Raw genomic sequence first — 16,320 nt, 5'->3', positions numbered from 1 at the left:
ATTTTAATTTATTTAATGAATACCTTATCTGTCATCTTCCTAACGTCCGGATCTTTCATGAAAAGATTCCAAAGTAATCCTGTTCTGTAATTTTCTATCATAACAGTCACCGGAGCCTGATTAAGCCCCATATAAATACTGGCACACCAATTCTCATTCAGGTTAAATGCATCTCTGAAACCATATTCACCCCAAAGAAAAGAACCATAATTTCGGTAATAATTCTTCAAGGCTGCCATTGATTCTTCCGGCAAATAAGGGAAGGATGCCAATGCCCCTGTTGGAGCCATTGTTCCGTCATCCTGATGTAGAGCCGCCTCTGCAGCATGATATCCCCAAGGGCCATCACTTGCTGTCAGCCCCCAGTTGTCTGCTCCGTATCCTTGTTGACCTTTAGGATTCTCGATACAATATCGATGATTGATCAAAGCGATGTTTCGGAAATTATCGAAATAATCTTTGCTCACATATTTATCTTTAATACCTCGCGGATCAAAACCTAAGTAAGAGTAATGAAGAAAGAATAAAGGCCCTCCCGTAGATACGCCCACATCAAGTTTCACACCTTGGTAAGTATTCCCATTCGAATACATCGATCCATCTCTTGTTTGTCCCCAATCGGCACGATAATCTTGTGCATATTGATCCTGACTAGCCCAACCTGTATAATACAGGTCTTTACTCACTCCATGAGTAGGCGAAGCTATCGCCAACAAATAGGTAATCATTGTTTCATTCCAACCGATAAGCCGATGGTTAATAACCCATGCCTGATCGGGTGACCAATGCCAGTATAAGTATTTGCTATCTTTGGTTTGTTTATACCAATCCCATTCGATGTTTTCCCATAGCTTAGTTATCATTTTTCTGATATGAGTTTCATCTTCCGAATCTTTGTCGAAGTATTGGCGTGCGGTAAGTAATCCTTGAAACAAGAATGATGTTTCAACCATATCAGCACCATTATCTTTATTCCCAAAGAATGGAATGACTTTGCCATCCTCTCCATTTATAAAATGAGAATAGCCACCATGGAAAGTTTCTGTTTTGTCCAGAAATGCAACTATTTTTTTAAATCTTCCGATTGCTTCTTCCCTCGTTATAAAACCACGTTCCGTAGCAGTTATTATAGCCAGAATACCAAATCCGGAAGCTCCGGAAGCAATCATATTTTTACGCCCGGGTATATTTTCCAATGCCAAACCAGAATGTTCTTCTGCCCCATCCCAATAATAACGGAAAGATGCTTCTTGCAACATAGTCAGTAATTGCTCGTCAGTCATTGCATAAGTTTTCGCTACAACTTCATTTGATGCCGGTGTTTCGTTATAATCATAATCAAGACAGGTAATTTTATAACTATACGTCTTATCTGTGTCTCCAATGAAATCGGCAAAACGTCCTCTTGAAGGATCTTGGATACCTACGGGCTGATAGCTTCCATTTTCTGAAGCTCTATAAATTTTTATGTATTTTATATTTTCTAATCCTGCTTTGTTCCAAGCAATATCAACATGTCTTTCATAACCTTTAGCTGTAATTGAAGGAGCTTTAGAGATATTTGGTTTTTCTATTTTAGCAGGACTTAATTCTATTTGATCAATATATATTGTATGCTCTTTTCCATCTTGTGACGATTGTTTGAAAAGAACATTCTTAATTTCTTTGCTATGTGTATATTTTATATTTTGAAAATCACTAAGTGGAATTCTTACGTGACACCAATTATTACTAATATTAGTGATATATTTTCCAAGATTAAGATAAGACGAAATTTGTTTTTCATCTTTTATAGCGATAGCTATAGACGGTAATTCTTCTTTATTGGTTTTTGAAGTTATTTTCAACCTAAAATCGAGAGAAGTGCTTTCTTTAACAAAGTCTTTCCCTCTCCAGTCTGTATATAAGACCGTAGCAGTCCAACTTCCGTTTGGTGCTGAGACATATTTGAGAAGCAGTGAATTTTTTGCAGTAAAAAATTCCTGTTCAGAAACAGGTAATTTTTTCTGTATATTTTCTATATAGCTAGGAGATGCATAATCGACGTTGCTATTATAGTAACTACCTGACATAAGGCTATTATCGAAAAAGACATGGTCATATTCAGGCTCTTGAGCCACAAGTGATATATAACCAAAAGATAGTAAGGTCAGTATAAATATTTTCTTCATGGAAAAAAGATTATTAACCTGATGCCGACAACTGTTTGTCGACACCAGGATAAATTAACTAAACATCTTTATCGGAATAATTTACCTTAAATTAGGATTTAAGTCTATTTGAGCTTGTGGCACCGGATAAAATTCAGATTTACCTGTCACGAATCCATTGAGAGTACTTTCCGCTTTACCTGTACGAACAAGGTCGTAGAAGCGCTCACCCCACTCACCTGCTAACTCGATCGATCTTTCTTCAAGAATCTGATCTAGTGTCACATTAGTTAAATTTGTCATTTTAGCTCTTGTTCGCACTTCGTTGAAAGGTGTATCGCCATTTTGGCCTTTACGAACTTTCGCTTCGGCATTCAACAATAATACATCTGCATATCTAAGCATTCTGATATTGTTTCCAAGACCATAAGTTGTTTTTCCTACAGGTAATTGTGTGCTCGGTAAATAAGTTTTACCATTAAATACACGGTCATATCCTTCCGGAGCAATACTAGGTTTCAAAACATCACCTTCACGTGTAGTTGTTCCTGCGAATAAGAATGTCGTTTCGAAACGATCAGATTCTCCTCTTGCCTTAAAGAGAGCCTCGAATTTTGGAGATGGAGTAAGGAATCCCCATCCTCCACCGATTTTGTCTCCTACGAATCCATTACGAGGACCTTGAAATTCGAACCATGCATCAGATGCAAATACTGTTCCGTCTATTACTGCGTATTCTAATTCGAATAGATTTTCGTTAGCCAAACATCCGGGTAATTTGAAATAATCGTAAAAACTAGAATAAAGAGAAAATCTTCCGCTATTTACTATTTCATTTGTGGCACTCAATACTGCATCCCAATCGTTAATATCGGAATTTGCCTTTGCTTTCAATGCTAATGCTGTATACATTGTTACCTGACCTTTGTACGGCATTTCATTAGGACGTAAGGCCGGTAGATTTGCCACGCAGAATGTTATTTCATCATTAATAAATTTATAGATATCAACACGAGGTGTTTTTAATGAATTAGTTAAGACGTCCTTATTATCTACGACTAACGGAATATCACCAAATAGTCTTACAAGATAGAAATAAGCATATGCTCTCATAAAACGTACTTCAGCTTGGTATTGCGTATTCAATTTTTTCTCCGAATCAGTAGTTGTATATTTATTATACTCATCAAGAGCTACCAAAGCAGCGTTCGAATTAAGTACTAAATTATACAACCCTTGCCATGCTCCATTTAGAGCCCAATATCCACCAAGTTGAGAATAGTTGAAGTTTTCAGCATCTGTTAAATCTGGCTGATCAGATGGTGATGACCCTTTATCAATATCATCTCCTCTTACAGCTATCAAACCATAAGTAGCCCATGAACCAAAACCATTATTACTACGAATTCTGGCATATATTCCGGCAGCAGGTTTAAACATATCCTCTGTCTTTGTATAATCAACTTCTTGTATATCTACAGTATTTTCAGGGTACTTATCCAAAAAATCATTGCAACTACTAAATAATAGTACTGCGGATATAATAATATAAATATATAGTTTCATATTTCAATCTTATTATTTATTAATATACTAATTTAACTCCGAAACTGTAAACAGATGCATTTGGATAAACCTGATTATCTATACCATCCGACACATCCGTGGTAAAGCCATTGTATGAGAAGAAGCTAAATGGTCGCTCTGCTGTAAAGCTTAATCGCAAAGTGGTTTTACTATTGCTATTTGGGAATACATCAAAGAATGTGTATCCAAACTGAATATTCTGAATAGTAAAGGTAGCAGCATCTTCTACAAAGAAAGAGTTGAATTTGCTATAAGTCCATGCTCTCGACAAAGCTGCAGCTGAAGGATATTTGTTTGTAGAACCTTCGCCTGTCCATCTATTATCAATTAAATCCTGTTCAAAGTTGATCTCACTTTGTTTTTGTCTAAGGAATCTCTTTTGATTAAATATTTTATGACCAAACTGACCTTGAAAAACAGTGCTGAAGTCAAATTGTTTATAATTGAATCCGAAATTACCTCCTATGAAAAGTTTCGGTAATGGAGATCCTAATTCAGTCCTATCTGCATCTGTAATCTGTCCATCTCCGTCAAGATCCTTAAAGCGTATATCTCCAGGCTTAGGTCTGTCTTTAGGTTCCAGATTAGAAAGAGTAGGATCGGCATTTATTTCCGCTTGATTTTGATAAATACCTTCCATTACATATCCATAATAAGAATCAACAGTTTTTCCTACTTGCCTTATCATTCCATGGTCTCCTGTTACTACAATTTTCTGTAAACCATCCAATTCCGTTACTCTATTTCTTAAAGTTGACATGTTAAAGCCAATATTGTAATTGAAATCTTTACCTACTTTATCATTCCAGTTTAGAGTAAGTTCCATACCCGAGTTCTCAACCGCACCATTATTCATTAACAATGAACCTGCACCAAAAGGCAGAGGTCTTGAAAAAACAGCATTTTTCGTAGTTCGTTTGAAATAATCAACCTCTCCTGACAAACGATTATTCAGTGTTGCAAAATCCAATCCAACATTAAATTCCTCTACGCGTTCCCATTTAAGACTACTAAAGAAAGATACACTTGATGTACCCGGAATTACTGTATTATCAAATACAGCATTCTCTAATGTAAGAGAGCCAAAGCCATCATTAGGCTGTATTTTATCATTACCCAATTGTCCCCAGCTTGTTCTTAATTTCAAGAAATCGAAAGCACTTTGGTTTTTCATAAAACCTTCTTCTGATAATACCCATCCAAGACCAATAGACGGAAAATAGCCCCATTTCTCTTGGTATTTAGAACTACCATCAGCACGAAATGTAGCTGACAATAAATATTTACCATCATAATCATACATTGCACGTCCAAAGAATGAAGCACTTCTCTCTTCTACAGCATGATCAATCCAAAGCGTATTATCGTTACCAACAGTAGGTTTTTGCAATTCACCTTGATGGATATACCAATATTCATCTCTTCCTTCCGGCACATTTTTAGCTGTCAATCGTATATACTCTACTCGATCTCTTCTTACAGAGTTACCCGCCATCAATGTCAAATTATGTTTGTCGGCAAATGTATCTTGAAATGTCAAAATATTATCTACCAGCCAATTATTTCTATATGTCTGATTCTTATTCAAAACCGACTCTTGATTTTGTTGAGAAGACGACACAAAATAGGTTGGAAGGAATTTTTGATAGCGTGTAATTGCTATATCTTGATTGAATGAACTTCTGAAAGACAATTTATTGTCCAACATAGAGAACTGGACATAGAATGAAGGCAATACTTGTGTAATACGCGAAGTCTCATTATAATAATCAGCCAAAGCAACCGGATTCCAGAAATATGTTGTTAATCCAACATCCTGAGCTGAAGCGTATTTACGAGGGAATGCGCCTGTATTATTTTCATCAAAAACAGGATAAATTGATGGTGATGTATATGCATTTCCAAAAGCACTCATATTTGCAAGTTTCTGAGTACTATTTATTAAAACTACATTTCCTCCCACTTTCATCCACTTAGTTATATCTGCATCAACTCTTGTTCTTACATTAAGACGTTCGAAGCCATTATCACTATCCTGAATACCATCTTGATTCAAATAACTAACCCCTAATGCATAAGAAGTATTATCTCCACCACCATTAATGCTCACGGAATGGTTGTGCATCACTGCTGTTCTCAATAGCTCATCATACCAATCTGTATCTGTTGAAGGGATTCCGTTAGCTCCGCCAAAACGATTTATCGATTGATTAATGGCTGTAGTATTACCTATCTCGCCCATCATTGTAGCATACTGACTCGAATTTGCCATTTTCAAAACATTAGATGCTGTTTGAAAACCCATATATCCGTCGTAAACAACTTGAGGCTTACTGTTTTTATAACCTTTCTTAGTTGAGACAATGATAACTCCATTTGCTGCACGAACACCATAGATAGCTGAAGATGAAGCATCTTTCAGAACACTAATGTTATCGATATCATTATTACTCAAGAAGTCGATATTGTCGAAGAACATACCATCTACAACATAGAGTGGTCCTTGCTTATTTGCATCATAACTGCCGATACCACGTATACGAACTTTAGGTGAGCTACCTGGTTGTCCATTTTGCACAATTTGCAATCCCGGTACCTTTCCTTGTAATGCTTGCATTGGAGATGCTGTAAGATGCTTACTGATATCGTCTCCTTTGATTACAGCTATGGGAGATGTCAAGTCTTTAGCTTTTGCACTACCATAACCGATTACAATAGTTTCACCCAATAAGGTTGCATTATCAGTTAGTACAATATTGATAACGTTTTGAGAACCTACTGTAACTTCTTGGGAGTTCATCCCAACAAACGAGTATTCTAAGACATCACCCGAATTTGCAGAAATCGTGTACTTTCCATCAAAATCAGTCACTGTACCTACAGTAGTCCCTTTAACGCGTACGGTCACTCCAATAAGAGGCTCTTTTGTTTCATCGGTAATAGTACCGGATATGCTTTTTGTCTGAGCATACATGCTAAATGTGCTTACCAGCAAGAGGCAAACCAACAGCATAAGACTCTTTGAGAGCAAAGAATCATTCTTTTTCTGTGAAAAGAAGGTTTTTAGTTTAAATCTCATAGTTCAACTTTTTTAATTTAAGTTACGTGTAAAAGAAAGCGCCTATGAACAACGTTGAAAAGAAAAGTAGATAGACTTATGGTCAGTGCTAAGTCTTGTTTAAAGTAAGATTATATCACTTCAATATTCTCGTTGCAGGGCATCAGATTTTCTACAAATATGAGAGGGAAAGTAAAAAAAACATAAAAAAACACATCACCACCAACACTCTACTAAAACATTTAACAGATAGACCACCTCATCATTACCTCTCACTAAATAGTAAATATATAATAATGAGTCTATTAAGATCATCAATCTATTGAAAATAAAAAGTCACTAAGATGCATCGAAGTAGGTATATTAAGTTTTTTTCGTAACCGCGACCTGCTATTTTCGACAGCACGGACGGACAAATTCATAAAAGATGCTATTTCTTTCGAATCCAAATTGAGCTTAAGACAAGCACAAAGTTTGAGATCATTTGTAGTCAATTCAGGATATAAAGTTTTTAATTGCTTGAAGAAATTAGGGTGTTTTTGCTCAAATTTTATCAAAAACATTTTCCAATCATCTTCTCTATTGAGATTGTTGCTAAGAAGAGAACCTATCCTCTGATACAATGGGTCCAGCATTTTGTTTTTGCTACTGTGATAAAATTCGTCTACAATTTCTTTTGTTTTGAGAATCAACTCATTCTTCTGAATAATGAAAGAAGTTTGAGTAAACAATTCGGCATTCTTTTTTTCAATCTCAAATTGCAATTTTTCATTCATCGCTCTCAATCGCTTTGTTTCACGAAGCCTAACTTTTTGAAGGTGAATATTCCTATATCGTTTCAACATTATTTGCCATACAATGAAGAAGAGGATAACAAAAAGAATGAAATACCCAAAATAGGCCCAGATAGTCTGATACCAAGGTGATAGCACCTGAAACTCGTAAGACAGCGTATCTGAATAGTTACCTAAATTATCAATAGTTCTTATCATCAAGACATAGTGACCTTTAGGTAAACGATCATACGTGATTTTATTTATTTCCTGAGCACTCGACCAATCTTGGTCAACACCGTCGAGCATATATTGAAATGACAGATTCTTACTGAATATATCATTTACAGTAAAGCTGACAGTAACGGAATTATAGTTATATGGCACCTCGGCTTTTTCTGAAAGATTTAAATAAACAGCATCACCCTTCATATTATTAATCTGAAAAGATTCTAAATGAGGGATATTTTGGATAGATCCCAAATTTGCTTTTGCTGTCATTTTATCATAAAGAAGAAATCCATTATCTAAACAGATTAAACTAAGCGAATCATCTAGTATAGATATATTCTCATAACCATCGACCAGAGAAAGGTTATGAATCCCGATATCATATCGTTCGATAATATAGGCACTATACCCATCATAATAAAATTTGAATACACAATCACCACTAATAGCCCAAAAAAGGCTCTCGCCTATATAAACAACCTTTTTCAGATTCGAAATAGACTTAAAACATTCATTCAACTTATCATTGGGCTTCACTTTATTTTCAATATCATCGTATGTGAAAAACTCATCATTTCCTAAAAGAATAATACGACCTCCAATCTTAAACATACTCAACCGATATGGCAGGCCATCATTAGAATCCCCTCCATAATAAGCATAATTTTTAACTTCAGTCAAGCTATCATTCAGCATATAACGATAAACACCTTTGTAAGGATGCTGCATCCAAACATTACCCAAATGATCAATCTCAGTTGCCCGCACCGGGTCATTCGGTCGTCCGATATCATAAAGCTTATTGGTAGATTTATGTATTATTCTCAGACGGTCATAACTAGAGAGCAGGAGTACCTCCTGATCTTTTAACCTACCCTCCTCAACTCCATACAAGCCCGAATTCAAATATGGGTAATCAGTTATCGTCATGTTTTCATTTACAATCTTCAAACCTCTATTGTGAGAGCAATAAAGCTTGTCATCAATAACCTGCAAAGACCAAACTTGTCCCTGCGTATTATTTACCAGTTTTAGTTTAGATAATGAATTAGATGATCTTAATTCATCTTTAGATATATAGAACAATCCCTGATTGGTAGCCAAAAAAAGTTTGTCTTTCCAGAATACAGCATCATAAACAGCTCCTATATTGCCACTGGGATCGGTAAAATAGCTCATATTATCCAAATATTGCACATAGGCTATACCCCTATCCAACGCAACCCAAAGATTACCCAGTTTGTCTTCATGCAAGGCCAAGATTGTATTATTCTGCAATCGGCTTTCCGTCGAAAAATGGTTCAATATCTGCCCCGATTTATCGACTTCGTAAATACCATTTAAGATTGAACCTAAAAAATACGTACCACGATGAGATAATAACCCGCAATTCAATTCATTTTGCTGAAACACGTCAGACAGCTTAGAATTCCACTCAGTAAAACGTTCACCATCGTAAAGATATAAGCCATTCGTAGCTGTACCTATCAGATATTTATCAGAATCATATGGAAGAATCACACGAACATCTTTACCTACAAAAACATCGCTGCCCTCAACTTTATCAAGCTTATTATTATTTAAGCGATACAAAGGCCCCTTCATTTCTTGCATCCAAAGATCATCTCCCACTTTCAGCAGAAATAAAATATTAAAATTTGTAGGTATCTGTGTAACTGTTTTATAATCGTAAACAAATAGCGAACTGAAAGATTGAAAATAAACATATCCATCAACAATCCACACTTTCCAAAAATCATTATCTTTCAAGAGTTGGCTATCAACCTGATCGCTCAAGGATGTATAAACAAGGCGACCTGAAACATCCCGATCCCAACGACCAAACTCCTCATAACCTACAGTAAATACAGTTTCATGATTCAATACAGTTATACTCCTTACTTGAGACGCATTTGGCATCTTTGACAAATTCCATTCAATACCATCGAACTCCAGCAAGCCAATATCATTTCCAAAATAGACAATACCTCTTTCATCTTCAGCTATAGACCAGTTTTTATTAGCAGCCTGATAACTTTTCTTATCAAAATTTACGATATAGGGATTATTTGCGAATAAATTAGCAGTATATATTATAAAGAAGAATAGCATGTAGAATAACTTTATTCTTCGAGAAATCATTTCCATACAATCAATCTGTTTTGTTTATTAAGGTCTAACATGCAGAAAGCGCAGTTGTTCAATTTACTTATAATGAATAACAAGAACGAATCTTTATATTAATATTTTCTTTGATAATTTGGTAATTCCATTGCATTATTTATACTTATCAACAAGGCGAAGTTATCAAAATTTTCTATTTTATCAACTAGCCGAATACTAAAACTGTATATCACAGCCTCTCAAAAAGTATTCAAAAGAAGAGTGTCTAGGCAATACACAACAAAAAAAGGCAGATGAAACATCTACCTTTTTTCGTTTTGCTCTTCAGGCTGGGCTCGAACCAGCGACCCTCTGATTAACAGTCAGATGCTCTAACCAACTGAGCTACTGAAGAATACTATTTGAGAAGAGTTTTTATATTTTGCTCTTCAGGCTGGGCTCGAACCAGCGACCCTCTGATTAACAGTCAGATGCTCTAACCAACTGAGCTACTGAAGAGTGTTTTTACTTTCTCAAAAGTGAGGCAAAAGTAGGGTATATTTCTGAATTATGCAATATCTTTATACAAAATTTTAAAAGAGTTTATGAAAGTACTAGGAATGGGCAACGCCCTTGTTGATGTTTTAGCCATTATAGAAAGTGACAAAACCCTTGAGGTTCTACAACTTCCGAAAGGAAGCATGCAGTTAATCGACGAAATAAGATTGCAGGTTGTTTCTGAAGAAATAAATAAATTAAATAAGTCGATTGTATCAGGAGGTTCAGCATCCAATACAATTGCAGGACTTGCATCCCTCGGAATAGGTACAGGTTTTATAGGACGAATAGGATCTGATTCGTACGGACAACATTATAAAAGCGATCTCGAAAAGTATAATATCAAATCGCATTTAACCGAAGTCGATGAAGCATCCGGCGTCGCCACAACATTTATTTCGAAAAACGGCGAACGCACTTTTGGCACTTATCTGGGAGCAGCAGCTCTTCTGAATGCGGAGGAATTGAACAGTGAGGATTTTAAAAGCTATAAATATTTTTATATTGAAGGATATCTTGTTCAAAGCCACGATTTGATACGAAAAGCCATACTACTTGCCAAAGAAGCCGGAGCAAAAGTTATTTTAGATTTGGCCAGCTATAATATTGTTGAAGAAAACCGAGATTTCCTTCTTAACATTATACCTCAACATGTAGATATTGTCTTTGCGAACGAGGAAGAAGCGAAGTCTCTATTTAACACAACTCCCGAAAAAGCGGTTTCATTACTTGCTGCAAACACAGAGATAGCTATTGTGAAAACAGGAGAGAAAGGTTCTTGGATACAAAAAGGCAACGAAAAAGTATTTGTAGAAGCCAATAAAGTAGATTGTGTAGACACAACAGGTGCAGGCGATCTATATGCAGCAGGATTCATCTACGGCCTCATCCATGATTGCACACTTAGTGTTTCGGGACAAATAGGAACACTCTTGGCGGGACATGTTATCGAAGCTATAGGAGCAAAAATAACCGACGACAAATGGGATGGCATCAGAGAGAGAATAAAGGGTTTTATGTAATCCGATTAGACTTAAGTTCTTGTAAATATTTATTGATATATTTTTACTGACTTATTATTTGATAAGCAGTCTTGTAACTCGTAACTAATTACTTGTAACTACTTAATAACTGAAAAACACATTATATTATGAAATACGACATTGCTATTATCGGTGGAGGCCCTGCCGGATACACTGCTGCCGAAAAAGCTGCTGCAAATGGAATGAAAACAATTCTCTTTGAAAAAAGCGCTTTAGGAGGCGTTTGCCTTAACGAAGGATGTATTCCGACCAAAACCCTCTTATATTCGGCTAAAACATTAGACAATATTAAAAGCGCCGCTAAATACGGTGTATTGGTCGAAGGTGAAGTATCTTTCGACCTTAGCCGCATTATCGGACGTAAACAAAAGACTGTACGCAAACTGACAGCAGGTATAAAACAAAAATTAGCTGCACACGATGTTGTAATTGTAAATGGCAGTGCATCTATTCTTGGTGAAGATTCAGATAAAAACATTCAGATAATTTGCAATGACGAAACATATACTGCAACGAAACTATTATTATGCACAGGCTCCGAAACTATTATTCCTCCCATAAAAGGATTGAAAGAAAGCAGTTTTTGGACATCAAAAGAAGCACTTGATAATAAGGAACTACCACAATCTTTAGCTATCATCGGAGGTGGAGTTATCGGAATAGAATTTGCATCGTTCTTCAATAGCTTGGGTGTGAAAGTCAATGTAATCGAAATGGTTCCCGAAATACTTGGAGCCATGGACAAAGAACTTTCGGCAATGCTTCGAACAGACTATGCCAAAAGAGGAATTAGTTTTCATCTTGACACGAAAGTAGTAGAGATCAATGAAAAGGAAGTTATTGTTGAAAAGGATGGCGAACAACATGCTATCGAAGCACAACAAATACTATTAAGCACAGGTCGTCAACCAATCATCAGCAACTTAGGGTTGGAAACTTTAAATATCGAATTATTTCGCAAAGGAATTAAGGTAAATGAATATATGCAAACCTCCCACCCCAGCATCTACGCTTGTGGAGATATCACAGGCTACTCGCTGCTAGCACACACGGCCGTACGCGAAGGAGAGGTTGCAATCAATCACATACTAGGAATAGAAGATAAGATGAGCTACAAAGCCATACCCGGTGTTGTATATACTAATCCTGAAATAGCAGGAGTGGGCAAAACAGAAGAAGAACTTATTGCTCAAAACGTAAAGCATAAGATTTTAAAACTACCGATGGCATATTCAGGACGTTTTGTTGCTGAGAATGAGTTAGGAAACGGCGTATGCAAATTAATTATAGATAGCGACGAAAAAATTGTAGGATGCCACATGCTAGGCAATCCTGCCTCAGAGTTGATCGTTATAGCAGGAATCGCAATCGAAAAAGAATACACTGTAGAAGAATTCCAAAAGATAGTATTCCCTCATCCTACTGTGGGAGAGATAATACACGAAACACTCTTCGCGTGAGCTCAATATAAAGTTTATTGATGTTTGTCTTGCGAGGAACCAAGCCCCTCTTCTGGAGAGGTTGGGGAGGCTAAGAATATATTATTATTGGCGTGGATCGACACCCCACATCAGCTTGTCGCGAAGCGTGCCATAGAAAGTATGACCTAAGCGTTTTACAACCTTAAGTGTGAAGTCAGCTTTCTTTATGTGCAGTTTTGTGCCTGTAGAAAACACATTAGAACGCCCATCGAGCGAAATAAGGAAGCTATCGCTGCGACTTTCTACTTCGAGGGTAATCACACAATGATTATCTACGACCAACGGTCTTGCACTCAGGCTATGCGGTGCAACAGGTGCAATTATAAAACTCGAAGAAGTAGGTGTCATTATAGGACCACCCACACTTAGCGAGTAAGCAGTAGAACCGGTTGGTGTCGCAATTATCAATCCATCAGCCTCATAAGATGTAAGATACTCGTCATTAATATAAGCATGCAGCGTTATCATAGATGCCGTATCCTGTTTCAATATTGCAATTTCATTCAACGCATAGTTAAAACCATGAAAAGCTTTCTCGTTAGTAGAAAGTTGAAGCTGATTACGATTTTCGATCCTATACTTCCCTGCCAGAATATCAGCTAATGCACAATCTAATTCTTCGTCAGTGACATCTGCCAAAAAACCCAACCGCCCTGTATTGATACCAAATATGGGAATATCTTTCTTTCCTATCGCCGAAGCCGTACGTAAGAAAGTTCCATCCCCTCCGATACTGATTGCCATATCGGCAGAAAAGTCCTCACCATTGAAGATTCCCGCAACATCGTATTGCAAGCCAAATCCGGTGGATAGATATTCATAAAAGCGATCCTGCACATAGATTTCGACACGGTTTTCGAGCAAGATGTTGAATATACGTTCTATCTGCTCTAATTTCTGATGTCTGCTACCGAATATTGCTATCTTCATTATCGTTGGTTTAAGACTAATTATATTAATTCATAAAACAAATAGGAGGTCAAATCGTTATATTTATGCGTGAAATAAGAAGTCAGATTCGTATATTTCATCAATTCGTATTACATTTGTATCTCTTTTTGTAGCACAAAGTTGCTAAAAAAGTTTTGACTTATAAGAATTGTTTCTTTAGTATTTATTTTGTCGGGATATTTTTAATGTTTTTTTATGACCAAACTGAGTGTTAACATTAACAAAATTGCGACCCTTCGCAATTCGCGCGGAGGTAATGTTCCGGATCTTTTAAAAGTAGCTCGTGATTGTGAAACTTTCGGCGCAGATGGTATTACCGTACATCCTCGTCCCGATGAGCGTCACATACGATATAAAGATGTATTCGATCTTCAAGGAAGAATACGTACCGAATTTAATATAGAAGGCTATCCATCTACTAAGTTTATGGATTTAGTAACAACTATCAAACCGACTCAAGTAACGCTTGTGCCGGACGGACCTGATGCAATAACATCGAATGCAGGATGGGATACTGTGAAGAATCTGGATTTTCTTCGCGATATAATAGACAAACTAACCTCGGCAGGTATCCGCACATCTATATTTGTAGATGCTGACATAAAAATGGTAGAGTATGCGGCTAAAGCCGGAACTGATCGTATCGAATTATATACTGAGCCTTACGCTCTTAATTATCCGAAGAATAAAGAAGCGGCTGTTGCACCATTTGTAGAAGCAGCTAAAGCAGCTAAAAAACTGGGTCTTGGCGTAAATGCGGGGCACGATCTCAGCCTTGAGAATCTACATTTTCTATATAAGAACATACCATGGCTAGACGAAGTATCTATCGGCCATGCTCTTATCAGTGAAGCTCTTTACATCGGACTTGAGAAGACAATAATAGGATATAAAAACTGTTTAAAGAATACGGAAGAGATTCTTTAATAAAAAACACCTAAATATGGAAGACGGAAAAGAAAAAATGATAAGTATAGCAGGAACGGCAGCGTTTCATATTATAATTATCCTGTCTCTCCTTTTCATCTATTTAAAACCTTCTATTGACACACGTTTTTCTGAAGATTTAGGAGGTGTGCCCGTTATGTTCGGCAATGTACCCGATGCTTTCGGCGACGATGAACCTTTTGGTCGTGGCAATGGTAATTTGGGGGCAGAAGAAGCTTCCTCGCCAAATGTCAGTGAAGATCCTATCCCAATGGTAGAACCTACCAGTGCTAAAACCAAGCCAACAACAACCAATACCGAAAAGTCTGCTGTTACACAGGATTTTGAGGAAACTGTCGCAATAAAAGAAGCTAAGAAAAAAGCCGAAGAAAAGAAAGAACAAGAAGCCACCGAACAACGTAAAAAAGCGGAAGCAGATCGTATAGCCAAACAAGAAGCTGAAAAGAAAGGTCAGATCAACAATCAGATGGCTGGACTTTTTGGTAATGGAACAGGCAGCGGTAGTCGTGGAAACACCGAGGGCACAGGTACGCAAGGTGTACCGACCGGAAATGCCAGCTATGGCAAAACATCGGGCATCGGAGGTTGGGGATCGTTCGATCTTGGAGGACGTAGCCTTGGTAGTGGTGGATTGGCCAAACCGACTTATTCGGTAGACGACTATGGCACTGTAGTTGTGGATATTGTTGTCGATCCTAAGGGAAATGTAACAGAAGCTACAATAGGTAAAGGAACAAACACACCGAGCGCCACGCTGAAAAATGAAGCACTGAAAGCGGCTCGGAAAACTAAATTCAACATAGTAGAAAAAGCAGCGAATCAAAAAGGAACCATTACATATAAATTCAATCTAAACTAAGTTATTATGAAGACTATATTTGTTTTTTTGACTACAGGTTTTGAAGAAATAGAAGCACTCGGAACAATCGATATATTACGTCGTGCCGAACTGAATGTGAAGTCTGTTTCACTAACTGACAGCAAACAAGTGACAAGTAGCCGCCAAGTGACTGTTGTTGCAGATATAATGTTCGATGAAATTGACCTTTCGGATACAGAAATGCTAGTATTGCCCGGTGGAACGCCTGCATACAACGATCATGATGGTCTGAAAAAAGCTGTACTTGCTTTCGCTCAAAAAGGAGAAAAAGTAGCAGCGATATGCGCTTCGCCAATGGTATTGGGTGGACTAGGTCTACTTGATGGTAAAAATGCAACTTGTTATCCGGGTTTTGAAAAATACCTGAAAGGCGCAACATTGCAAACAGAAAAAGCGGTTGTAGTAGATGGCAATATAACAACAGGCAGAGGTCCCGGACTTACAATCGATTTTGCTCTCAAGCTGGTAGAACTTATTGCCGGAAAAGAGAAACGTGATGCTGTTGCTGCGGGGCTATTAGTATAAAAAAAATAATGTAGGGATAAAAGAACGAATCT

The 16,320-nt window shown here is 37.1% G+C and carries 10 protein-coding genes and 2 tRNA genes; 5 read left to right on the top strand and 7 right to left on the bottom strand.

All coding sequences use genetic code 11. From position 1 onward, the window contains the following. Positions 1-8: 8 nt before the first annotated feature. The 6 genes from G7Y57_RS00920 to G7Y57_RS00895 form a co-directional block, all read right to left on the bottom strand. Positions 9-2,171, bottom strand: a complete 2,163-nt coding sequence (locus G7Y57_RS00920) for a glucoamylase family protein (protein WP_165020293.1) — start codon at positions 2,169-2,171, stop codon at positions 9-11. Positions 2,172-2,252: 81 nt separating this feature from the next. Beyond that, positions 2,253-3,716 carry a RagB/SusD family nutrient uptake outer membrane protein gene (locus G7Y57_RS00915; RefSeq protein ID WP_165020292.1) on the bottom strand — a complete coding sequence of 488 codons (1,464 nt, stop codon included), beginning with the start codon at positions 3,714-3,716 and terminating at the stop codon, positions 2,253-2,255. A 19-nt stretch (positions 3,717-3,735) separates the two neighbouring features. Continuing rightward, entirely contained in the window at positions 3,736-6,816 is a 3,081-nt protein-coding gene (locus tag G7Y57_RS00910) for a SusC/RagA family TonB-linked outer membrane protein (protein WP_165020291.1), read from the bottom strand. A gap of 293 nt (positions 6,817-7,109) precedes the next feature. Beyond that, positions 7,110-9,947 (bottom strand): triple tyrosine motif-containing protein, encoded by a 2,838-nt coding sequence (locus G7Y57_RS00905; protein WP_255491298.1) that lies wholly within the window; start codon positions 9,945-9,947, stop codon positions 7,110-7,112. Between the two features lie 296 nt (positions 9,948-10,243). After that, positions 10,244-10,317, bottom strand: a tRNA-Asn gene (locus G7Y57_RS00900). Between the two features lie 30 nt (positions 10,318-10,347). Beyond that, a tRNA-Asn gene (locus tag G7Y57_RS00895) sits at positions 10,348-10,421 on the bottom strand. Positions 10,422-10,507: 86 nt separating this feature from the next. Here G7Y57_RS00895 and G7Y57_RS00890 point away from each other — a divergent pair. Both G7Y57_RS00890 and lpdA read left to right on the top strand, forming a co-directional pair. Continuing rightward, positions 10,508-11,482 carry an adenosine kinase gene (locus tag G7Y57_RS00890; protein WP_165020290.1) on the top strand — a complete coding sequence of 325 codons (975 nt, stop codon included), beginning with the start codon at positions 10,508-10,510 and terminating at the stop codon, positions 11,480-11,482. Positions 11,483-11,610: 128 nt separating this feature from the next. Further along, positions 11,611-12,963, top strand: a complete 1,353-nt coding sequence (gene lpdA / locus G7Y57_RS00885) for a dihydrolipoyl dehydrogenase (protein WP_165020289.1) — start codon at positions 11,611-11,613, stop codon at positions 12,961-12,963. 84 nt (positions 12,964-13,047) lie between these two features. Here lpdA and G7Y57_RS00880 read toward each other — a convergent pair whose 3' ends face one another. Then, a complete protein-coding gene (locus G7Y57_RS00880) occupies positions 13,048-13,914 on the bottom strand; it encodes an NAD kinase (RefSeq protein WP_165020288.1) in 867 nt (288 codons plus the stop codon). A 216-nt stretch (positions 13,915-14,130) separates the two neighbouring features. On the opposite strand from G7Y57_RS00880, the gene G7Y57_RS00875 reads away from it, so the two are divergent. From G7Y57_RS00875 to G7Y57_RS00865, 3 genes are read left to right on the top strand one after another with little or no spacing between them, the layout of a single operon-like run. Further along, positions 14,131-14,862 carry a pyridoxine 5'-phosphate synthase gene (locus tag G7Y57_RS00875; RefSeq protein WP_165020287.1) on the top strand — a complete coding sequence of 244 codons (732 nt, stop codon included), beginning with the start codon at positions 14,131-14,133 and terminating at the stop codon, positions 14,860-14,862. A 16-nt stretch (positions 14,863-14,878) separates the two neighbouring features. Then, positions 14,879-15,742 carry an energy transducer TonB gene (locus tag G7Y57_RS00870; RefSeq protein WP_165020286.1) on the top strand — a complete coding sequence of 288 codons (864 nt, stop codon included), beginning with the start codon at positions 14,879-14,881 and terminating at the stop codon, positions 15,740-15,742. Positions 15,743-15,748: 6 nt separating this feature from the next. Next, positions 15,749-16,288: a DJ-1 family glyoxalase III gene (locus tag G7Y57_RS00865; protein WP_165020285.1), complete on the top strand. Its 540-nt coding sequence runs from the start codon at positions 15,749-15,751 to the stop codon at positions 16,286-16,288. Positions 16,289-16,320: the final 32 nt, after the last annotated feature.

The sequence above is a fragment of the Dysgonomonas sp. ZJ279 genome, from assembly GCF_011039205.1.
GTDB lineage: Bacteria > Bacteroidota > Bacteroidia > Bacteroidales > Dysgonomonadaceae > Dysgonomonas.
Note: the sequence above shows the minus strand (reverse complement) of the source record. Positions and strands in the feature narration are given on the sequence as shown.